Source organism: Gordonia sp. YC-XJ4, assembly GCF_059511865.1.
In genome coordinates this window covers 4081487-4101168 of sequence record NZ_CM183447.1, presented here as the reverse complement: position 1 = coordinate 4101168, position 19682 = coordinate 4081487, and the positions used below count along the sequence as shown (strand labels likewise).

Sequence of the window (19682 nt, the reverse complement as noted above, 5' to 3'; positions counted from 1 at the left end):
ATGCTCGCCGCTTTCTCGCCTGGCAGCGATTTCAAGCGTTACTACCGGGGGCGGATGCCTCGGCTCGCCCTCATCGTCATCATCCTGATGCCGCTGATGTACGGGGCGCTGTACCTGTGGGCGTTCTGGAATCCGTTCGACGCGGTCAACAAGATCCCGGTCGCCCTGGTCAATTCCGACCAGGGCGCCACCGTGCAGGGTCAACCGCTCAGGGCCGGTGACCAGGTGGTGCAGGGGCTGGTCGACTCCAAACAGCTCGACCTGCACGAGGTTTCGGCGCAGGAAGCGGCCGACGGCGTGGCCGGCGGCAAGTATTACTTCTCGATCACCTTGCCCGAGGACTTCAGCGAGGCCGTCTCGTCGCCCGCGAGCGGTAATGCGCGTTCGGCGCAGCTCGTCTTCACCTACAACGACGCCACCAACTATCTGGCGACGGTGATGGGGCAGGACGCCGCCGAGCAGGTGGTGAACCAGGTGGGCGCCCAGGTCGGCGCCCAGACCTTCGACATCGTTTTGCAGGACGTCACCAAACTCATGCCCAAGCTCGCGCAGGTGCAATCGGGGGTGAACCAGCTCAACACCGGGATGAAACAGGCGAACACCGGGGCGCACGAACTCTCGACCAATCTCGTCACCGCCAAGGACGGCGCGGGACAGCTGGCCGCCGGCCTCGGTGAGCTGAACAGTGCCGTCGACTCGGTGACCACGCCGATCCTCAACGCGCTCAACGGAAGTTCCGGGCTCAGTCCGGCCGAGCTGAGTGCCACCGCGACCCGGCTCGCGGCCAACACCGGTGCGGTGACCACCCAGCTGAACGCGGCCGCACAGACCCAGTCGCAGGCCTACAACGCGCTCGGCGCGGTCATCGGTCAACTCCGCACCAGCCTCGACCCCAATGTCCGCGCGTTGGCGGGCTCGCTGGCGCCGGTGCAGGACTTCCTCGGGAATCAGGGCCTCGGGCCCACGGCGAGCAATCAGCTCACCCAGGTCCGCGGCGATGCCAACCTTCTCTCGGCGCAACTGTCCGACCCCAACAGTCCGCTGCGCGCCGTGATGGGTCTGCTGCAGAGTGGAACACTCACCAGCGACATCCAGGCGGCGAGGTCTGCGGCGGGTGAGCTGAGCTCGGGTGCCGACCAGTTGAGCAGCGGCCTGGTGCAACTGTCCGACGGTGCCAACCAACTCGCTTCCGGCACAACACAACTCACCGCAGGTACCCAACAGTTGGCGACCGGCGTCGACGAGGGTATCAAGGCCGTCCCCCAGTGGTCGCAGGCGCAGAAGGATGCACTCGCGAAGACGCTCGGTCAGCCGGTCGCGTTGAAGGAGACCACCCTCAACGAGGCGTCGACGTTCGGAACGGGATTCACGCCGTTCTTCTTCGGCCTGGCGTTGTTCGTCGGCAGCATCATCGCCTGGATGCTGTTCAAACCCCTGCAGGCCCGCCCGATCGCCCAGGGGCTCAACTCGTTTCGGGTGGTACTCGCGTCGTATGCCCCGACGTTCTTCGTCGGATTCCTGCAGGCCGCCATCCTCTACCTGGTGGTGGTGTTCGCGGTGGGATTGCGTCCGTCGCATCCGTGGGCGACCTTCGGGTTCATGCTGCTGATGGTCGCGATGTTCCTCGCGATGATCCAGATGTTCAACGCGTTGTTCGGGCTCGCGGTCGGCAGAGTGGTGACGCTGGCCTTCCTCATGGTCATGCTCACCTCGGCGGGCGGCATCTATCCGGTGCCGACCACGACCAAACCCTTCCAGTACATCCACTGGGTCGATCCCATGACCTACACGGTGACGGGCCTGAGACAACTCACCGTCGCCGAGAACGTGGACTACAGATTCTGGGGGTCCCTGGCGGTCATACTCGTGCTGACCGCGGTCTTCCTGGCGGTCTCGACCCTGGCCGCGCGCCGCAACAGGCAGTACACCATGGACCGGCTGTATCCGCCGGTGGAGGTGTAGTCCTCACGAGGCGACGACCCCGACCCCATCATTCGTGCACTCATCACCGCCCATCTCGTCAGTCGGAAGGACATCAGTCATGACCACGCGAAAGCACACCAATGCCCGCGCCACCACCAATCTCAACGATTCGTTGACGGTGAACCCGGTGTTCGTGCGTCCCGGTGAGGCCACCGAATATCCGAAGTTCGCCATCCCCGAGGGCATGAGTCTGCCCGAGACGGCCTATCAGATCGTTCACGACGAGGCGATGCTCGACGGGAACGCGCGGTTGAATCTGGCGACGTTCGTCTCGACGTGGATGGATGACGAGGCCCGCAGGCTCTATGCGGAAACCTATGACAAGAACATGATCGACAAGGACGAGTACCCGCAGACCGCGGCGATCGAGGATCGGTGTTGGAAGATCATCGCCGATCTCTGGCACGTGCCGGATGTCGACAAGTCCATCGGGACCTCGACGATCGGGTCGTCGGAGGCGGCAATGCTCGGCGGACTCGCGCTCAAGCGTCACTGGCAGGCTCGGCGCAAGGCGGAGGGCAAGTCGATCGAGAAGCCGAATCTGGTGTTGTCGACAGCGGTGCAGGTGTGCTGGGAGAAATTCCTCAACTACTTCGAGGTCGAACCGCGCTGGGTGCCGGTGTCGGAGGAGCATTTCGTCTTCGATGGGCACGAGTTGGAGAAGTATGTTGATGAGAACACCATCGGGGTCGTCGCGATCCTGGGGGTGACCTACAACGGCTTGTACGAACCGGTACAACAGATTTCGGCGAAGCTCGACGAGATCGAGAAGAACACCGGGCTTGATGTCAAGATCCATGTCGACGGTGCGTCGGGTGCGATGGTGGCGCCGTTTTGTCAGCCGGATCTGGAATGGGATTTCCGGGTGTCGCGGGTGGTGTCGATCAACACCTCGGGTCACAAGTACGGGCTGGTGTATCCGGGTCTGGGATGGATCGTGTGGCGTGACACCGAGGCGTTGCCGGAGAGCATGGTGTTTCATTGCAGTTACCTCGGTGGGGACATGCCGACGTTGGCGCTCAACTTTTCGCGTCCGGGTGCGCAGGTGTTGTTGCAGTACTACAACTTCCTGCGGCTGGGGCGCGAAGGGTATCGGTTGATCCAGCAGGGGTCGATCGATGTGGCGACGTATTTGTCGTCGGCGATCGCCGGGTTGGGGCCGTTCGAGTTGGTCAGCAAGGGTGACACGATTCCGGTGTTCGCGTGGAAACTGAAGGACGGTTACACCGACAAGTGGTCGCTCTACGACCTGTCGGATCGGTTGCGGCTCAAGGGATGGTTGGTTCCTGCGTATCCGATGGCCGACGGGTTGGCGGACTGGACCCTGCAGCGGATCGTAGTGCGCGCGGGACTCAGCCATGATCTCGCGACCGCGTTGCTGACCGACCTCGAGAGCGAGGTGGCGTTCCTCGACAAACTCGAGTCGCCGATGCCACGCGAGGGAACAGGCTCACACTTCCACCACTGACGGGTATCGTCGGCCGGCCGACATTCATTCCTGGTCGGCCGGCGTTCGACGACAAGAGGACCCTTCTCGGGCCCATTACCCCCTCGACCGCCGTGAGATGCGCAACCAGGAGGACACCGATGACGACAGCGGCGATGCCGGGTTCAGCCGGGCGTGCCGATCGCACGCCACCGTGGAAGCGCACACTGCTGGCACCCACGCTGACCAAACAGTGCTGGGGCTTCATGATCGGCTCGACCCTTTTCGGCCTGGGGTCGGCACCGTGGTTGGGCATCTGGATGGGTGCCGCCAACGCCAATATCTGCTATTTCATCGGTGCCTGGTTCTTCACCGGCGCCGGGTTGGTTCAGGTGATCAACAGCGGCGCAGTGAGTGTGGCGGTCGACTACCCGCCCGGCCGGATGGTGCGGGCCGAGTGGCTGGCCGCCTCGACCCAATCCTTCGGCACCTTGTTGTTCAATGTCAGCACCACGTCGGCGGTCGCCGCGCATACTCTCGCCGCCGAGAAACACCTGGTGTGGTCGCCGGACGCCGGTGGCTCGGTAGCCTTCCTCATCTCGGGAGTGTTCGTCATCGTGGCCTATTCGCACGACAACAGATTGTGGAACCCGACAGATGTCGCGTGGTGGGCGGGGCAAGTGAATATGCTGGGCTGCATCGCATTCGGCGTGTCGGCGGTGGGTGCGTATATCACCCCCGACGGCAACACCGTCGACGACGTACTCGCCAATACCGGTACGTTCGTCGGTGCGGTCTGCTTCTTCGTGGCGTCCTTGATCGTGTTGCCGATGTGGAGTACCCGAGCAAGAGATCGACAGCGAGTCCGGTGATCTCATGGTCGGTGGCTGGCGCCGGGGTCTCCCACCGGACGTGGTGGATGCCTGGCGTGCGCGGATCGGAGCAGATGACCCGGCGGGCGACAACACGACCCACTACGTCCGCCGCACCGGACGCGACGGGCTGATCAACCGGCATCCGGAACTCTCGGTGTCCGCGACGATTCCCGACGGCTTCGACGAGATCTTCTGCTGGCGTGCACTGACCGATCTCCTGGTCTACGTCGCGCTGAGAACCCCGTGTACGGTGTCGCGGTCGACCGAAGCCGTTGCAAACCATCCTTGGCCCTTCCTGGTCTTCGCCACGACCACCCCACCCGGCGGAAGGTTCTGCCAGGGGGCGGAGACAGTGGTGAACGATTCACGAGACAGCGTTCTGGTCTATGACAACAATCAGGGGTACTCGCACACCACGAACCGGATCTCCGATGAGGCGGGAATCTGGGTACCGACCCGCCTGCTCGGCAACGAACTCGGCTCGTCACACAGGCTCGCAGCCCCGATACTCAGCGACACGCCGTTGGCCCGGGCCGCGGCAGCATTCATACGAAATTTTGCCAATGATGTTGCGGCCAGGGGAGTCAACGTCGACCCGAGTTCGGAGCTTGCAGCAGTCGATCTTGTTCGCGCTGTTCTGACGCAGCGACCGCACGCTCGCACCCTCTCCGGGGTATTCAACGACTCGGACAGTGTTCGTGCCGCAACCAGAGACCTCATAGAACAGTGTTTTCAGGACCCGGAGTTCCGGGCGGATGAGATTGCGCGGTCCTTGCACATGAGCCGTCGCCAGCTCTACCGACATTTCACCGACACCGGACAGACACCAACGACGATGATCACCAGGAGGCGATTGATGCGTGCCCGTGAACTGTTGATCCACAGGGAGTACTCAACAATCGAGATGATCGCTGCTGCAAGCGGATTTGCCTCTGTAGCAACCCTGAGGAACCGGTTCCGCGCCGAATTCTCGATGACTCCGAACGAGTTTCGGCAAGAGACATCGAGGAAGAACGCGGGACGGCGTGAATCGCGCGGGTCAGACGCCGATCTCGGTGGTGGGCCTTGACGAATACTCGAAGCGGCAATCGCCATACCCCGTTGCTATCCTCGAGAAGGGGGCATGTGGAACGAGGTCGACGGTCGACGCGCTCCGGGCCGGCGACAGGATGGCAGGTTGCGATGTCCCAGTCCCTCCAGTCTGGTTTCGACCCTGCCGTTGTCAATCGGTGGCGCCAACTCAACGGGGCCGAGGGCCGATTGGGAACGAACAGGTCTCGTCAGGTGCGAACCCGAGGGCGGCGCGGCATGGAGTTGTACGCGGTTCTCGTGGAACTCGAAGCGGAGCAGCCCGACGACTTCGAGCAACTCGTGTACTGGAGGCCGTTGTCGGAGCTGTTCACTTTCTGCTATCTACAGACTTCGGTACGCACTCGGCGAACAGCGCAACGCATCCGCGACTATCCGTCGAACTTTCTGATTCTCGCTGTGCAGAGTATCGGGTGGACGACAGGGGAGGCCAACGGCCACGACTTTCGTTCGCGGCCCGGGCAACTCACCATTACCGACAGCCGCGTTCCCTACGATTTGGTCACTCATGGGGTGTCGGATGCGGCCGGCATATGGGTACCCGCAGAGACGCTCGGTGAGGAGATCGCGGGTGGGGCGTCGGTGCCGCCGACCGGACCCGACACACTGCTGACCAGAGCTTGTGCCAACCTTGTGGCCCGGTTTGCCCGCGATGTCGCCGTTGGTGGCATCGACGTGGACCTCGACACCGAGCGGGCCGTCATCGAGGTGGTGCGTGCCGTGCTCGGACAAGAGAAACATGACCATGACCAGTTGCCGGAGAATTCGTTGTTTCTCAGAGAGGCCGTCGCAGATCTGATCGACAGAGGTTTCCGCGACCCCTCTTTCAACGTCGAGTCACTCGCCAAACAACTTCACATGAGTAAGCGTCATCTCTATCGCGGCATGCAGGGATCGGAGGTTCCGTTGTCGGAGATGATCGCACGCCGCCGCCTCGAACGAGCCCGGACATTACTGTCGCAACCGGGTCGGGTGCGGCTCGACGGGGTGGCGCACGCGGCGGGCTTCTCCTCGCCCGCCACATTGCGCAATCGGTTTCGCGCGGCATACGACATGACTCCTGACGAATACCGGCAGTCGGTGACTCGGTCGGGCACGGTGTGCGACACGTGAGGCGGACGTCCGGGCGCGGATTTTTGGAACCGGCGCGAGCGACTCGGTGGCGCGCGCGGTACACGACCTCTCCCGCCGAAACCATCAAGCGATACCGGGGTAGGACCGGTCTCGCCGAGTTCCTGGGCTCGACCCACGTGGACTCCGCCGACCCGGACGGTTTCGAGGCACTGTTGCACACGACGGTCGTCGGGACAGTCACCGTCTCGAACTGTCTTCTGACGCCATGCGCGGTAAGTCACCACCGGGCGGTGGAGGACCACTCGCGTGACGCCGAACTCAGTCTGCTGGTCTTCTCGTCGTCTGGTTGCGTGACGCGAAGACCGGGTGGGTTCGAGGCGACTTTCACGGCCGGCCAACTCGTCGTACTGAGCAACGCGATCGAGTGGGAACTATCGGTGAGGGAGTCGTGTGAGTACGCCCGGATGAGCATTCCGTTCTCCACATTCAGCTCCGACGCACAGGCTATGCTTCATCGACTGAGGCCGACGCCCACTGACACAGCCCTCGTGCGCGCGGTCGGTGCCTTTGTTGTCCGGTTGGCCCGAACGTCCTGGGCTCCTGTGAGTTCTCCGAGCATCGATGCAGCGATCCAGTCGGCGAGTGTTGAGTTGGTGAAATCTGTTGCGGATCAACAGACCTATCGTCCTTACAGCCTCGACGACGTCGCCACGAAGATTCGTCGGCGCGCGACAGAGCTGATCGAGCGAGAGTTTCGTGACCCGGAGTTCGGTGTCGAAGCGGTGTCCCGCGAACTGAAGCTGAGTCGCCGTCAACTTTCGCGTTACTTCGCCACGTCGAATGAGTCGATTGGGGAGATGATCGCCACTCGGCGCCTCAAGGAAGCGCGAATGCTCCTCATCGAGATGCCGCAGATGCCCATCGCTGACGTCGCAACTGCCGCCGGATTCTCGTCGGTGTCCACGATGCGCCATCGACTCCGACATACGTTGGGGCTCACCCCAGTCGAGGTCCGCGCCGGTGCTATTCCCCGCCACAACCGGGACGTTGCCCATGGCCCAGGCGAGGTCGTCGATTTCGGGTGGTGAGTTCCCGAGCAGTGGTACACCTCGCCGCCCACGCATCCACCCAGCGCAGGTTCGGTCGTCGACACCCGAATGCGCGGCGGGTGTGAGCCTCAGGACTGCGACACGAACGGTCGTTGCCACGTCCGCGGAACAATTAGCGCCTCGAGCCTGTTGGGAAGAAATGCTCGGGTGGAAACACAGTGCATCGCCGCATGTGAAGCGAGGTGCGCCACCCCGGGAGCGACGACAGTGTCGATGCTGAGGAAGGAAGGTGGGCAGGTGACCTCGGAGATGCTGCTCGATACACCCCGGGCGGATCCGACTCCGCCCACAGGCCGTGGATCGGTAGACTTGGTCGACATCATCGGGCCACCGGCAACGGTGTCCACCGGCGTCACCACCGAAGGGATCGCAGTGACCGAACCCGATTCAGACGGCCGCGAGAGCTCCCCGGGGGCCGATCCGGAAGCGTCGGGCCCCTCAGCAGGATCGAGCCCCACGACCGGAGCGTCCGACGGACCCGGTTCGGCGGCCCCGCGGCGCGCGGACCCGGGCGAGTCCGCGCAGGACCTCACCGAGCGCTTCGAGCGCGACGCACTGCCGCTGCTCGATCAGATGTACGGCGCAGCCCTGCGGATGACGCGCAACCCCGCCGACGCCGAGGATCTCGTGCAGGAGACCTATGTGAAGGCGTTCTCCGCATTCGCGTCGTTCCGCGAGGGCACCAACCTCAAGGCCTGGCTGTACCGGATTCTGACCAACACCTACATCAACGGCTACCGCAAGAAGCAGCGGCAGCCCGCGCAATACCCGACCGACGAGATCACCGACTGGCAGCTGGCCGCGAACGCCGAGCACACCTCGACGGGCCTGCGGTCGGCAGAGATCGAAGCCCTCGACGCACTCCCCGACGACGAGATCAAGGCGGCGCTGCAGGCGTTGCCCGAGGACTTCCGGATGGCGGTGTACTACGCCGACGTCGAGGGACTGCCATACAAAGAGATCGCCGAGATCATGGACACACCGATCGGAACGGTCATGTCCCGCCTGCACCGCGGACGCCGCCAACTGCGTGAGTTGCTGGCCGACGTCGCCCGCGAGCGCGGATTCAACCGTGCGGCGACGACGAGCGAGGTGGCCCGATGAGTGCGACGAGTGAGCAACCACAGGTACCGGCCGACGACGACCCGGAGTTCAGCTCCCTGGACTGCTCGGCGGTGATCGCCGACGTCTGGTTGCTGCTCGACAACGAATGCGACCCGGACGCGCGCGCCCGACTCAAGGGGCACCTCGACAACTGCCCGTCGTGTCTGGCGCACTACGGCATCGAGAGCGAACTCAAAGCACTCATCAACCGCAAGTGCGGTGGCGATCGGGCACCGGCGGGTCTGCGGGACCGGCTGCGGATCGAGATCCGCAAGTCCGTCATCGTCACCGAGACGCGCTACTCGACCGGGGACTAGGTCTCCCGAGCAGGTCGATCCGGATGGGCGATTGTCGAATCGGATGCCGCACGTGGGACAATCGCTGAGCACATCTGGATGAAGGAGGCCCGTCATGGGTAAGCGCGGACGCAAGAAGCGCGCACGGAAGAAGAACGCAGCCAACCACGGCAAGCGTCCCAACGCCTGAGCGCGAACGCGAAACGCCCGGCGCGGTGATCGCCGATCGACACGATCGGCTCCCGCCCGGGCTTTTTCGTGTCGTGGCCTCTCCGGTCTCGGGCGCTTTCTGCCCGGAGGTCACCCATGCCCTAGATTCATGGGCATGGCTGAGGACGTCGTGGCAGAGATCGTGGCGAGCGTGATGGAGGTGCTGGTCCAGGCGGGTCAGCACGTCGAGGTCGGCGACACCCTGGTGCTCCTGGAGTCGATGAAGATGGAGATCCCGGTGCTCGCCGAGGACGCGGGCACCCTCGCCGAGATCAAGGTCGCGGTGGGCGACGTCATCCAGGCCGGCGACGTCATCGCCGTCTACGAACGAGCGTGACCGGCCCGGTGCCGGTGTACTGAGACCCGATCGCCGATGTCCACCCTGGTCGATCTGCTCGCCGAGCACACCACCCTTTCCGACAGCGCCGCCGGCCATCTGCAGCGGCTCGTCGCCGAATGGCAACTGCTCGCCGATCTGTCGTTCGCCGACTTCGTTCTGTCGGTGCGCACCGACACCGGCGAGATCGTCAACGTTGCCCAATGCCGGCCCAACACCGCCTCGACGGTCTTCCCGAGTGACGAGGTCGGCACCGTGGTCGACCCGGCGGTGCATCCGCAGGTGGCCCGGGCCTTCGCCGAGGGCCGAATCCTGCGGGACGAGGACCCGACGTGGCTCGGGGCGATGGCCATCCGGCGCGAGACGGTGCCGGTGCGTTTCGTCGACCCGGCCGGAGACGAGCGGATCGTCGGGGTGCTGACCCGTGCGGTCGATCTGACCCATCCGCGGCTGCCCTCACCGCTTGAACTGGCCTACCAGGATTCGGCCAACGACCTGTGCCAGATGGTCGCCGACGGCACGTTCCCGCAGTACGAGGGCAATCCGCAGGGGCTGTCGACCCCGCGTGCCGGCGACGGGTTCGTGCGGATCGACGCCCGCGGCATGGTCGTCTACTCCAGTCCCAACGCGTTGTCGGCGTTTCACCGCATGGGCTGGACCTCCGATCTCAGTGGCGCCCGGCTCTCGGAGGTGACCGCGACACTGCTGACCGATCCGTTCGAGTCGCAGGATGCCGCGGTGATGATCGACGCAGCCTGTGGGATCAGCGATCCGCCCGCGGGCCCCTACCGCGACATCGGGATGCGGATGGAAGCCGACGCCCGCAGTGCCACCGTGCTCATTCGTGCTGTCGCGCTGCGTCCGCGCGGGGTCAGCTCCGGGGCGGTGGTCCTGATCCGCGACGTCACCGAGGTCAAACGGCGCGACCTCGCCCTCATCAGCAAGGACGCGACGATCCGGGAGATCCACCACCGCGTCAAGAACAACCTGCAGTCGGTGTCGGCGCTGCTGCGCCTGCAGGCGCGGCGCACCACCAACGACGAGGCACGCACCGCACTCACCGAGGCGGTACGACGTGTGGCCTCCATCGCGCTCGTCCACGAATTGCTCTCCGGCAGCGTCGACGAAGAGGTCGACCTCGACGAGGCCGTCGATCGCCTCGTACCCACCCTCGTCGACGTCGCCTCGGGGGAGCAGCCGGTGATGGTGCGCCGCCGCGACCGGCTCGGCGTGCTCGCCTCGGATCTCGCGATGCCACTGGTGATGGTTCTCACCGAACTCGTGCAGAACGCGATCGAGCACGGATTCGCGCCGTCGCGCACCGACGCGCGCATCGACATCCACGCCGACCGCGATGTCCGTCGGCTCCGAATCGCGGTGCGCGACAACGGTTCGGGGCTACCCGACGGCTTCGACCTCGCGGCGTCGGAACGCCTGGGGCTGCGCATCGTGCAGACCCTGGTCTCGATCGAACTCGGTGGTGAGGTGCGCGCCGGGGCCAATCCCGACGGTCCGGGGGCCGAGGTCGTCCTGGTGGTGCCGCTGCGCCGGGAACCGCGCTGAGATCTGCGGTCCGCCGGGCGGCGGCAACAAAAAACCCGGCCGAGGCCGGGTCTCTTGTGGGCCGCCGGACAGTGGCGGCCGTGTTCGCTGCTCGCTAGACGCTGCTGCGGGTACGGGTGCGTGCGGTGCGCCGCTTGAGTGCCCGACGCTCGTCCTCGCTCATGCCGCCCCAGACGCCTGCGTCCTGGCCCGATTCCAGAGCCCACGACAGGCACTCGGCGGTGACCGGGCACCGCGCGCAGACGAGCTTCGCATCAGCGACCTGGGCGATGGCCGGACCGCTGGTTCCCACCGGGAAGAACAGCTCCGGATCCTCGTCGCGACAGATTGCCTTGTGACGCCAGTCCATTCCTTCTCCTTCAGGTGCGCAGGGCACCACTCGATAACCGTTGGTTGGTTCGTGTTGGCTGTAACCGATCGTTCACGCGGAGGCACCGATTGTTTCCGCGCTGTTGCTTGTGAATACTTTCACGAATCCAGCCGAAGTCAATGGTGTTCCGTTAACACGTGGGCAATATCACTGTTGTCGCAATATCACTTCGGCTGACCCCCGGTGGCAGGGGGTCCGTGCGTCAGCTCGAACTCCGATGATCTATCCTACGCTTCGATCCCGCGCCGCGTCACGCGTTTTCCCAGGTCGGCTTGTTCTCGATCGTCCGCTTCGTCACACGGCCGGGTGACGTGCAACACCGGGCAACCGTGACAACGCTCCATGTCACAGGGGGCGGGCCGCGCTGTCAAGGGCCCTCGCCGTGCTGCGGCCAGGTGTTGACACGGTGACGGGGATGTTGCGTTCGGGTGTTGCGTCAGGCCGTCGGCGACGGCACGGGTGCGACCACGTCGAGCGCGTCACGTCGATGATCGAATCGGATGTCCGTGTAGGCCCCGATGTAGTCGCCGTCCATCTGCACATCCACCGGTTCGGTGGCTGCGAACGTGACCCACGCCACGTCGTCGTCGCGGAAGAGGTGATGCGCCTTGGGATTGCGTTGCGTGAGTAGACGCGTTGCCAGCGGCAGATTGCGCAGCACGCCGGTCGACGTCGCGGCGAAGACGCCGAGCCGGGTGTCGAAGCCGGTGCTCGGATTGATCCGGATCTCACGCCGGCCGAGGTAGGTCCACGGGCTGGTGTTGGAGACGAAGGCGAACCGCACGCCGGTCCTCGGGTCGTGACCCGCTGCGGTGACCGTGAAACTGGCTGTGCCACCGGCATTTCGAAGGAAGCTGGCGATGGTCGTCCAGAGGTAGCGACCGGGGGTGGCGGGCTTGCCCGCGTGCCGCTTGTCCTCCATCGCGTGCACGATGATCGCGTCCATCCCCATACCCGCGTTGAACAGGAACCATCGATCGGCGGAGTGGCCCAGGCCGATTCGCCGGTGACTGTCACGGTCGAGCAGATCGATGATCTGACGGGTCGCCTGCAACGGATCGGGATCGATACCGAGTGTGCGTGAGAACACATTGGCGCTGCCACCGGGGATCACGGCCAGGGCGGGCAGGTGGGCCGGCGGGGTGTGTGTGGGGGGTCCGAGCAGTCCGTTGACCGTCTCGTTGATTGACCCGTCGCCACCGTGCACTATCACCGCGTCGTAATTCTCGGCCACCGCTCGCGCACCGAGTTCACCTGCGTGTCCGCGGTGGGTGGTGTGCTCGACGTCGACCGGGAAGTGCGCGCTCAGGGTGTTGACGAGAGCGTCGCGGCCCGCGGGGCTGGTCGCGGTGGCGAACGGATTGACGATGAGCATGACGCGCACGACACCCGAGGATATGGGGTCGATGCCCGACGTGGTCGGCCGGGCGGGCGCTGTGAGCCCCGCGGCCGGTCCGCTTACCCTGGACAGGTGAGCAAACGCAGTGAGCCGGGGGGTGGGCAGCGCGGCCGGCGATCCGGCGATGACCAGCCGCGAGTCACCGAACCGGGCGAGTCGGACGCGTCGGTGTCCCACCGCGATCCGGCGGACACCGATGGGCCGCCGACCGCCATTCGGGTGGCGGGAGCGCTGACGACCCTCGAGGGCGTGGTGGCCCTGGTCATCGCCGTCGTCCTCGTGGTGCGTGGTCTGACCGAGGACCGGCACGACGCGTTCAACGGCATCGGTACCGCGTTGTGGCTCGCCATCATCTTCGGTGGGGTGCTGGCCGGCGGGGTGGCGCTACTCGTCGGCCGCCGGTGGGGACGCGCGATCTCGCTGGTCGCGCAGATCCTGCTGCTACCGGTGTCGTATTACCTGTTCACCAGTCACCAACCGTGGTTCGCCGTCCCGCTGGCCGTCCTCGCACTCATCACACTGGTGGGCTTGTTCACGCCGGCGTCGATCCGCTGGCTGGCCGGCGATCTGGAGATGGACGAGCCGACGCCCGCACCCGCACGGCGGGCCGAGCGCACGACGCGACGTCAACGAGGGCCCAAGCGGTAGCTGCGCATCGCGGCGGCCCCTCGCATCGCAGCGGCCCACGGTTGGGCGTCGCGGTGGGGTACGGGTCGGCGCACAGTATTTGCCTGGGTAAAGCCTTACAGTGGACCCATGACGCGCTTGCTTGCGGTTGCGAACCAAAAGGGTGGGGTGGCCAAGACCACGACGGTCGCGTCGTTGGGGGCGGCGCTGGCGGACCTGGACTCGTCGGTTCTCGTTGTGGATCTGGATCCGCAAGGGTGCCTTACGTTTTCGCTCGGTCACGATCCGGATCAGGTGCAGTCGTCGGTGCACGACGTGCTGCTCGGCGACGAGGAGATCGCTGACGTCCTGCTCGACACGGAGGACAACGTCACCCTGCTGCCCGCGACGATCGACCTCGCCGGGGCCGAGGCACTGTTGCTGATGCGGCCTGGCCGGGAGTACGCGTTGAAACGGGCGCTCGCGGAGGTCGCCGAGGATTTCGACGTGATCCTGATAGATTGCCCGCCGTCGCTGGGTGTGCTGACCCTCAACGGGCTCACTGCCGCCGACGAGGTGATCGTGCCCCTGCAGTGCGAGACGCTCGCGCACCGGGGCGTCGGTCAACTGATGCGCACGGTCACCGAGGTCCAGCAGATCACCAACCCGGGGCTGACGATGCTGGGCGCGGTGGCGACCCTCTACGACGCGCGCACCACCCACAGTCGTGACGTGCTCTCGGATGTCTCCGACCGCTACGGCCTTCCCGTCCTCGATCCGCCGATCCCGCGCACGGTGCGTTTCGCCGAGGCGTCGGCGTCCGGTGCATCGGTGATGCGGGGCCGAAAGAACAAGGGCGCCACCGCATATCGCGAGCTCGCCGAGAATCTCTGGAAGTACTGGGACGGCGGCGGGGACGTGCGTACCGCCGACCTCGCCTGATCCGTCGTTCCGCGCCGGGGTCCGGGCGTCACGCCTGCGGCCCGAAGACCTCCAGCTGGGCTCCGCGCTGCTCGACGACGAGATCGCCGAGAACACGCAGGATCACCGTCGTGCCGTCGGCCGGAGAGCGCCGCGGCAGGGTGATGGTGCGGATGTCAGCGCCGTCGGCGGGATTGCGGACGGTGATCCCCGACGGACTCGGCAGCAACAACTGACCGGCCATCACCTCACCGGGACCGAGGGCCGCCGGGATCTGATAGCGCGGGCGCAGCGACTGCGCGTCCAAGACGACGGTGGCCTGGCCGGTGTAGTAGGTGATCAGCCCCGACGAGAACGTGGCGACGCTGTCGACCGGGGGTTGCGGTGACCCCTTGACCTCACTCGATGCGCCGGCGGCGCCGTCGGCGGTGAACAGGCGGATCCTCGGGGTGGCAGGCGTGGGACCGTTGCCGTTGGTGCCGCCGTCGTAGACCGCGATCCCGGAGGTGCTCATCGCGATCAGCGCGGGTGGGTCGGCTGACGCCCGATCGGTGATGAGTGACGATCCGTACTGGGTGACCTGTTCGTTGCTGTCGAGTAGCGCACCGAGCACCGTCAGCCGGTATCCGGGATCGCCCGCACATCGTTCGATGACCGCGACCCGATCGCCCGAGATCGCCGACGAATACAGGTGGCAGTCGGTGCGTCCGGGCTGCACGCCGGGTTTGACCGGTGCGGTCACGCGTCCGTATTCGATGCCGCGCACCATGTTCGATCCCCATGTCTCCAGACGGCCGGGCCCCTGTGCCAGGACGTAGCCGGAGTCGGTGATCAGGTGCAGGGTGTCGTCGGCATCGCTGGTGCGGGCGCCCTTGCGGGCACCGGTGGACCCGTCGAGCGCGGTCACCTCCGAGCAGCCGCGCGAATTGCGGTACACCGCAAGGACCTCGTTGACGCTGCTGGGCCATGCGGCCGCAGCGGTACAGAGTGCGGAGTCACGCGAGTATCGCCACAGGACCCGGCCGGTGGTGGGGTCGTGACCGGCGACCGTCCCGCCGTCGGCGGCGACGATCGTCGACGCCGTGAGCGCCGGTACGTCGGTGGCCGCGGACTCGGCAGACCACCGTGAGGCGAAGGCTTCGGGCACGCCGGTGGCCGGTGTGATCGCCGGGGGAGTTGTACTCGCCGTGACGCTGTCGGTGGTCCGGGCGGGACTGATCCACCAGACGATCGCCCCCGCCACCACGAGCACGACGACGATGAACAGGCTCACCAGGAGGTCGACGCGGGTGCGTCGCTCCGGGCGTACCCGACGCGCAGGCGGCTTCCGGGATGGGGTCGACGTGCTGATCTCGAATACTCCTCGTCGCGGCTGCGCGTCGGCAGGTCCGGTGGACTCTACTCCGAGGCGCCGGTGTCCGAGGTGGCCGGCGCGTTCTGCCCACCACGATGTCGGGCGCCGCCACGGCGACGCCGGCGCTTGCGGGGAGCGTCGCCGGCGTCGTTGGCCGACTCCGCGTCGGCCGAACCCTTGCTGTCGGCCGGGCGCTCGTCGGTGTCGGCCGTCGTCGCGGCATCGGCAGTCGTGTTCTGCTCGCCGTCCGCGTCGACCGCCTGACCGCCGCGGGTCCGGCGGCGCGTGCGGGAACTGCGGGTGGGTCGCTCCCGGCGCTCGCGTCGCTCGGCGCGTTCGCCCTCGCCGTCGGCCGAGCTGCGTCGGGGAGCGGTGATCCGTCCGGTCGCCGACTCCGGGATGGACAGTTCGTCGCGCAGGTGCTCGGAGGTCGAGTAGGTCTCGGCCGGTTCGGGCACACCGAGTTGTAGTGCGGCGTTGATCAGTTCCCACCGGTGCAGTTCGTCCCAGTCGACGAGGGTGACCGCGATCCCGGTGCGTCCGGCGCGACCGGTCCGGCCGATGCGGTGCACGTAGGTCTTGTCGTCCTCGGGGCACTGGTAGTTGATGACGTGGGTGACATCGTCGATGTCGATGCCGCGCGCGGCGACGTCGGTGGCGACGAGCACGTCGATCTCACCGGTGCGGAACTTCTTCAGCGCCTTCTCGCGGGCCACCTGGCCGAGGTCACCGTGGACCGCGCCGACGGAGAACCCGCGCTCGGCGAGGTCGTCGGCGACCTTCTGCGCGGTCCGCTTGGTGCGCGTGAAGATCATGGTCGCCCCGCGACCCTCCGCCTGCAGGATGCGTGCGACGAGTTCGGCCTTGTCGAGTGCGTGCGCCCGGTAGACGTACTGGGTGGTCCGCTCGTGGACGGCGGAGTCGTTGGCGTGCTCGGCGCGGATGTGGGTTGGCTGCTTGAGGAACGTGCGCGCGAGGGTCACGATCGGCCCCGGCATCGTCGCCGAGAACAACATGGTCTGCTTCTGGTCGGGCAGCGTGGCCATGATGCGTTCGATGTCGGGCAAGAAGCCAAGATCCAACATCTCGTCGGCCTCGTCGAGTACCAGTACCGCGACCTTGCCGAGGATGAGGTGACCCTGCTGGGCGAGGTCGAGCAGACGACCCGGGGTGCCGACGACCACGTCGACGCCGGCACGTAGATCCGCGATCTGCGACTCGTACGGGCGTCCGCCGTAGATCGAGGTGATCTTCAGCGGCCGACGCCGTGGCTTCGTGGCGGGCGCGTCGTCGCCCTCGACCGGATCAGGGCTCGGCAGGGTGACGACGAGTTTCTTGGCGGCCACCTCCAGATCGCCGGTCACCTGCAGGCACAACTCGCGGGTCGGCACGATCACCAGCGCGCGCGGGGTGTTGTCCAGGGGTCGCACACCCGACTGCTCGGGGTGGACGAGGCGATGGAGCAGCGGAACGCCGAAACCGAGGGTCTTGCCCATGCCGGTGCGGGCCTGACCGATCAGATCGCTGCCGCCGAGGGCGAGCGGCAACGTCAGTTCCTGGATGGCGAAGGTGCGGGTCTTGCCGTCGTCGGCGAGTGCCGACACGATGTGCTCATCCACGCCGAGGTCGGCGAAGGTCGGCGAGGTGTGCTCTTCGTCGACGATGGTCGTCTGGACCTCGTCGGTCTGGAGTTCGGGAGTGCTCATGGGTGGTGCGTGTGCCTTTCGTGTGTCGCTCGAGCGCGCACGAAAGGCTCCACGAATCCTGCGAGTGGCACCGGGTCGAGTGGTTCTCGGAACTCCCCGGTGGTTCGCGTTCGCCGCGCGACCGCCATGGTCGCGTCGGGCGAGCGGGTGGGCTCGGCAGTGCGCGCGCAATGTCCGGGTGGTCTGCGAGGAGTCGGTGAATTCCGACGGGCTCCGAGTGTGAGAACCCCTCGGCGTCGCACGCGCGCAGGGCGCCGGAAGGCTGCCTCCACGTGCATGGACGACCGGCGTTCGCCGACCACACCGTCCACAAGTGTACGTGGTGCTCACCGGCCGCCTGCACGCGCGACCGTTACCATCGGGGCATGTCGTCGCCCACCGCCTCGCCCGAACCCCTCCCGGCAACCCCCGACGACGAGGAGGACAGGGCCGTCGGCAAGCTCTTCGCGGTGCTCCTCGCCGGCGAGTACGCCGCGTTCTACCGGCTGATCGACGAATCCTCGATGGCCCCCGACATTCCCAGCGGGATCGCCATCGCGCGGATGGCGGCCTCGGAGATCGCGCACTTCGAACTGCTTGCCGAGCAGGTGTCGCGCCGCGGACTCGATCCCGCCGAGTCGGTCGAGCGTTATCGCGCCGTGTTCGACCAGTACCACCGCGCAACCACCCCACGGACCTGGCTCGAGGCCCTGGTGAAGGCCTATGTCGGCGACGGGCTGGCCGCCGACTTCTACACCGAGCTCTCCGAGATGATGCCGCCGGTCGCCCAGCAGGTGGTCGCCCAGGTGATGGCCGAGACCGGGAACTCCCAGTTCGCGCGGGAGCAGGTCAAGGCGGCGATCGCCGCCGATCCGGCGCTGCGCTCGCCGTTGACCCTGTGGGGCCGACGCCTGCTCGGTGAGGCCGTCACGCACGCCCAGTGGGTGCTCGCGGCCGAGGAGGGCGTGACCGACCTGCTGTTCTCCGGGGCCACCTCACTCAACGGTGTCGCCGACTTCTTCGACTCGATCACCGCTCGGCACGCCGAGCGGATGTCCGACATGGGGTTGGGCTGATCGGGCTCGGGTTCGAAGGTGGAGATCGGCGCGCTTTTCGCTATGAGCGGAGCCGGTGTGGGTCACCGCGATCGCTGGACTAGCCTTGTGCGGCAGGCACTCGGCGTCTCCTCCGCCGGCGTGGACGCACGAGGTTTCCACACAGAAGGGTGGCCATGACCATTGAAGTGAAGATCGGTATCACCGACAGCCCTCGCGAACTGTCGATCCAGTCTCCGCTGGAGAGCGACAAGGCGTTCGCGGCCGTCGAGGCCGTGCTGACCGGCAAGGAGCCGCTGCTCTCGCTCACCGACGATCGCGGTGCGCGCTACCTCGTGCCGGCTGCCAAAATCGCCTACGTCGAGGTCGGCGCCGCGGAGAACCGACGGGTCGGCTTCGGTTCCTGACCGGTTACCGCGCACAACCCGAGAAGAACGCATCGAGCAGGTCGGCTCGGTGCGTTCTTTCGTCTCAACCGGCCGAGGGCTCCATGTCGTCGGCGGCCGACTCCGGATCCGGGCCTGCGGCGGCGCGGGCCGACGCCGCGGCGTCGATCTCGACCTGACGCGGCACATGGGACAGGCCACCCCAGAGCAGGGCGACGGTGGTGTCCACCGCGGTCTGCTTGTCGATCGGACGGCGGGCCTCGAGCCAGTAGCGGGCGTTGACCTGGCTCGCTCCGACGAGCCCGGCCGCCAGCATGCGTGAGCGGTAGGGGTCGAGTCCGGAATCTTGCATGACCAGTCCGTAGACCGCGTCCACGCAGGCCTCGGTGGCACCCTCGGTGCGGCGGATGACCGCCGGGTCCATCACGTCGGAGGCGAAGATCAACCGATATCCGGAGTTGTCGGAGTCGATGAAGTCGAAGAACGCCTGCACCGCCGCCTGTACGCGCTGGTGATTGTCGGTGGTGGTGAGCAATGCGTTGTTCACATCGACGACCAGCTTTTCCGCGTGCGAATCGACCACCGCGATGTAGAGATCGAGCTTCGACGGGAAGTGTTGGTAGAGCACCGGTTTGCTGACGCCCGCGTGGATTGCGATCTCGTCCATGCCCGCCGAGTGATAGCCGCGCTCGACGAAGATCTCGCTCGCGGCCTCGAGCAACTGCAAGCGCCGTGCACTCCGCGGAAGCCGGGTGCCGTTGCGCCCGGAGGAGACATTAGCCGCCGTTGACATGGTTAGAGGGTACTCGGACTCCTGACCCATAAACCGCGTGGATCGCA

General features: G+C 66.2%; 20 protein-coding genes. 15 read left to right on the top strand and 5 right to left on the bottom strand.

The genetic code is table 11. The annotated features are described in order from the left end of the window. From AC5ZH6_RS18365 to AC5ZH6_RS18315, 11 genes are all read left to right on the top strand, one after another. The gene (locus AC5ZH6_RS18365; RefSeq protein WP_288337713.1) at positions 1-1962 is read left to right on the top strand and encodes a YhgE/Pip domain-containing protein; all 1962 of its coding nucleotides are present in this window, start codon (positions 1-3) and stop codon (positions 1960-1962) included. Between the two features lie 79 nt (positions 1963-2041). Then, a complete protein-coding gene (gene gad, locus AC5ZH6_RS18360) occupies positions 2042-3451 on the top strand; it encodes a glutamate decarboxylase (RefSeq protein WP_288337712.1) in 1410 nt (469 codons plus the stop codon). Between the two features lie 119 nt (positions 3452-3570). Beyond that, entirely contained in the window at positions 3571-4281 is a 711-nt protein-coding gene (locus tag AC5ZH6_RS18355; protein WP_271353803.1) for a hypothetical protein, read from the top strand. Positions 4282-4285: 4 nt separating this feature from the next. Beyond that, positions 4286-5353 (top strand): helix-turn-helix domain-containing protein, encoded by a 1068-nt coding sequence (locus AC5ZH6_RS18350; protein ID WP_288337711.1) that lies wholly within the window; start codon positions 4286-4288, stop codon positions 5351-5353. 239 nt (positions 5354-5592) lie between these two features. After that, positions 5593-6486 carry a helix-turn-helix domain-containing protein gene (locus AC5ZH6_RS18345; protein WP_288337710.1) on the top strand — a complete coding sequence of 298 codons (894 nt, stop codon included), beginning with the start codon at positions 5593-5595 and terminating at the stop codon, positions 6484-6486. A gap of 425 nt (positions 6487-6911) precedes the next feature. Continuing rightward, complete coding sequence (locus AC5ZH6_RS18340; RefSeq protein ID WP_496167614.1) at positions 6912-7535, top strand: helix-turn-helix domain-containing protein; 624 nt, start codon at positions 6912-6914, stop codon at positions 7533-7535. 270 nt (positions 7536-7805) lie between these two features. Further along, positions 7806-8660, top strand: coding sequence for a sigma-70 family RNA polymerase sigma factor (locus tag AC5ZH6_RS18335; protein WP_496169247.1), 855 nt, complete (start codon positions 7806-7808; stop codon positions 8658-8660). Next, on the top strand, positions 8657-8977 hold the full coding sequence (rsrA, locus tag AC5ZH6_RS18330) for a mycothiol system anti-sigma-R factor (protein WP_288337708.1): 321 nt from the start codon (positions 8657-8659) through the stop codon (positions 8975-8977). The genes AC5ZH6_RS18335 and rsrA overlap by 4 nt, the downstream gene beginning before the upstream one ends. Positions 8978-9071: 94 nt before the next feature. Beyond that, on the top strand, positions 9072-9146 hold the full coding sequence (locus AC5ZH6_RS18325) for a 50S ribosomal protein bL37 (protein ID WP_369758845.1): 75 nt from the start codon (positions 9072-9074) through the stop codon (positions 9144-9146). A gap of 135 nt (positions 9147-9281) precedes the next feature. Continuing rightward, positions 9282-9503, top strand: coding sequence for a biotin/lipoyl-binding carrier protein (locus tag AC5ZH6_RS18320; RefSeq protein ID WP_020170567.1), 222 nt, complete (start codon positions 9282-9284; stop codon positions 9501-9503). 36 nt (positions 9504-9539) lie between these two features. Next, the gene (locus tag AC5ZH6_RS18315; protein ID WP_006368660.1) at positions 9540-11066 is read left to right on the top strand and encodes a sensor histidine kinase; all 1527 of its coding nucleotides are present in this window, start codon (positions 9540-9542) and stop codon (positions 11064-11066) included. Positions 11067-11160: 94 nt separating this feature from the next. On the opposite strand, the gene AC5ZH6_RS18310 is transcribed toward AC5ZH6_RS18315, so the two are convergent. Next, entirely contained in the window at positions 11161-11415 is a 255-nt protein-coding gene (locus AC5ZH6_RS18310) for a WhiB family transcriptional regulator (RefSeq protein ID WP_006330074.1), read from the bottom strand. Positions 11416-11872: 457 nt separating this feature from the next. Further along, a complete protein-coding gene (locus AC5ZH6_RS18305) occupies positions 11873-12820 on the bottom strand; it encodes a diacylglycerol/lipid kinase family protein (RefSeq protein ID WP_006368659.1) in 948 nt (315 codons plus the stop codon). 87 nt (positions 12821-12907) lie between these two features. On the opposite strand from AC5ZH6_RS18305, the gene AC5ZH6_RS18300 reads away from it, so the two are divergent. Then, positions 12908-13483 (top strand): Asp23/Gls24 family envelope stress response protein, encoded by a 576-nt coding sequence (locus AC5ZH6_RS18300; protein WP_138944081.1) that lies wholly within the window; start codon positions 12908-12910, stop codon positions 13481-13483. 108 nt (positions 13484-13591) lie between these two features. After that, complete coding sequence (locus AC5ZH6_RS18295; RefSeq protein ID WP_006368657.1) at positions 13592-14383, top strand: ParA family protein; 792 nt, start codon at positions 13592-13594, stop codon at positions 14381-14383. A gap of 28 nt (positions 14384-14411) precedes the next feature. Here the strand turns inward: AC5ZH6_RS18295 and AC5ZH6_RS18290 are convergent, their stop codons facing one another. Both AC5ZH6_RS18290 and AC5ZH6_RS18285 read right to left on the bottom strand, forming a co-directional pair. Next, complete coding sequence (locus AC5ZH6_RS18290) at positions 14412-15713, bottom strand: Rv3212 family protein (RefSeq protein ID WP_211602014.1); 1302 nt, start codon at positions 15711-15713, stop codon at positions 14412-14414. 47 nt (positions 15714-15760) lie between these two features. Continuing rightward, positions 15761-17422: a DEAD/DEAH box helicase gene (locus tag AC5ZH6_RS18285; protein ID WP_006368655.1), complete on the bottom strand. Its 1662-nt coding sequence runs from the start codon at positions 17420-17422 to the stop codon at positions 15761-15763. 365 nt (positions 17423-17787) lie between these two features. On the opposite strand from AC5ZH6_RS18285, the gene AC5ZH6_RS18280 reads away from it, so the two are divergent. Both AC5ZH6_RS18280 and AC5ZH6_RS18275 read left to right on the top strand, forming a co-directional pair. After that, a complete protein-coding gene (locus tag AC5ZH6_RS18280) occupies positions 17788-18477 on the top strand; it encodes a ferritin-like fold-containing protein (protein WP_006368654.1) in 690 nt (229 codons plus the stop codon). Positions 18478-18632: 155 nt separating this feature from the next. Next, positions 18633-18863, top strand: coding sequence for a DUF3107 domain-containing protein (locus tag AC5ZH6_RS18275; protein ID WP_006368653.1), 231 nt, complete (start codon positions 18633-18635; stop codon positions 18861-18863). A gap of 64 nt (positions 18864-18927) precedes the next feature. Here AC5ZH6_RS18275 and fasR read toward each other — a convergent pair whose 3' ends face one another. Next, entirely contained in the window at positions 18928-19635 is a 708-nt protein-coding gene (fasR, locus tag AC5ZH6_RS18270) for an HTH-type transcriptional activator FasR (RefSeq protein WP_020170572.1), read from the bottom strand. Positions 19636-19682 lie beyond the last annotated feature (47 nt).

Excerpts from the sequence above, each read along its gene's own strand:
- AC5ZH6_RS18320 (WP_020170567.1), top strand. The coding sequence starts at position 9,282 with ATGGCTGAGGACGTCGTGGCAGAGATCGTGGCGAGCGTGATGGAGGTG.
- AC5ZH6_RS18280 (WP_006368654.1), top strand. The coding sequence starts at position 17,788 with ATGTCGTCGCCCACCGCCTCGCCCGAACCCCTCCCGGCAACCCCCGAC.
- AC5ZH6_RS18350 (WP_288337711.1), top strand. The coding sequence starts at position 4,286 with ATGGTCGGTGGCTGGCGCCGGGGTCTCCCACCGGACGTGGTGGATGCC.
- AC5ZH6_RS18295 (WP_006368657.1), top strand. The coding sequence starts at position 13,592 with ATGACGCGCTTGCTTGCGGTTGCGAACCAAAAGGGTGGGGTGGCCAAG.
- AC5ZH6_RS18340 (WP_496167614.1), top strand. The coding sequence starts at position 6,912 with ATGAGCATTCCGTTCTCCACATTCAGCTCCGACGCACAGGCTATGCTT.
- fasR (WP_020170572.1), bottom strand. The coding sequence starts at position 19,635 with ATGTCAACGGCGGCTAATGTCTCCTCCGGGCGCAACGGCACCCGGCTT.
- AC5ZH6_RS18335 (WP_496169247.1), top strand. The coding sequence starts at position 7,806 with ATGCTGCTCGATACACCCCGGGCGGATCCGACTCCGCCCACAGGCCGT.
- AC5ZH6_RS18315 (WP_006368660.1), top strand. The coding sequence starts at position 9,540 with ATGTCCACCCTGGTCGATCTGCTCGCCGAGCACACCACCCTTTCCGAC.
- AC5ZH6_RS18285 (WP_006368655.1), bottom strand. The coding sequence starts at position 17,422 with ATGAGCACTCCCGAACTCCAGACCGACGAGGTCCAGACGACCATCGTC.
- gad (WP_288337712.1), top strand. The coding sequence starts at position 2,042 with ATGACCACGCGAAAGCACACCAATGCCCGCGCCACCACCAATCTCAAC.
- rsrA (WP_288337708.1), top strand. The coding sequence starts at position 8,657 with ATGAGTGCGACGAGTGAGCAACCACAGGTACCGGCCGACGACGACCCG.
- AC5ZH6_RS18355 (WP_271353803.1), top strand. The coding sequence starts at position 3,571 with ATGACGACAGCGGCGATGCCGGGTTCAGCCGGGCGTGCCGATCGCACG.
- AC5ZH6_RS18365 (WP_288337713.1), top strand. The coding sequence starts at position 1 with ATGCTCGCCGCTTTCTCGCCTGGCAGCGATTTCAAGCGTTACTACCGG.
- AC5ZH6_RS18345 (WP_288337710.1), top strand. The coding sequence starts at position 5,593 with ATGGAGTTGTACGCGGTTCTCGTGGAACTCGAAGCGGAGCAGCCCGAC.
- AC5ZH6_RS18310 (WP_006330074.1), bottom strand. The coding sequence starts at position 11,415 with ATGGACTGGCGTCACAAGGCAATCTGTCGCGACGAGGATCCGGAGCTG.
- AC5ZH6_RS18275 (WP_006368653.1), top strand. The coding sequence starts at position 18,633 with ATGACCATTGAAGTGAAGATCGGTATCACCGACAGCCCTCGCGAACTG.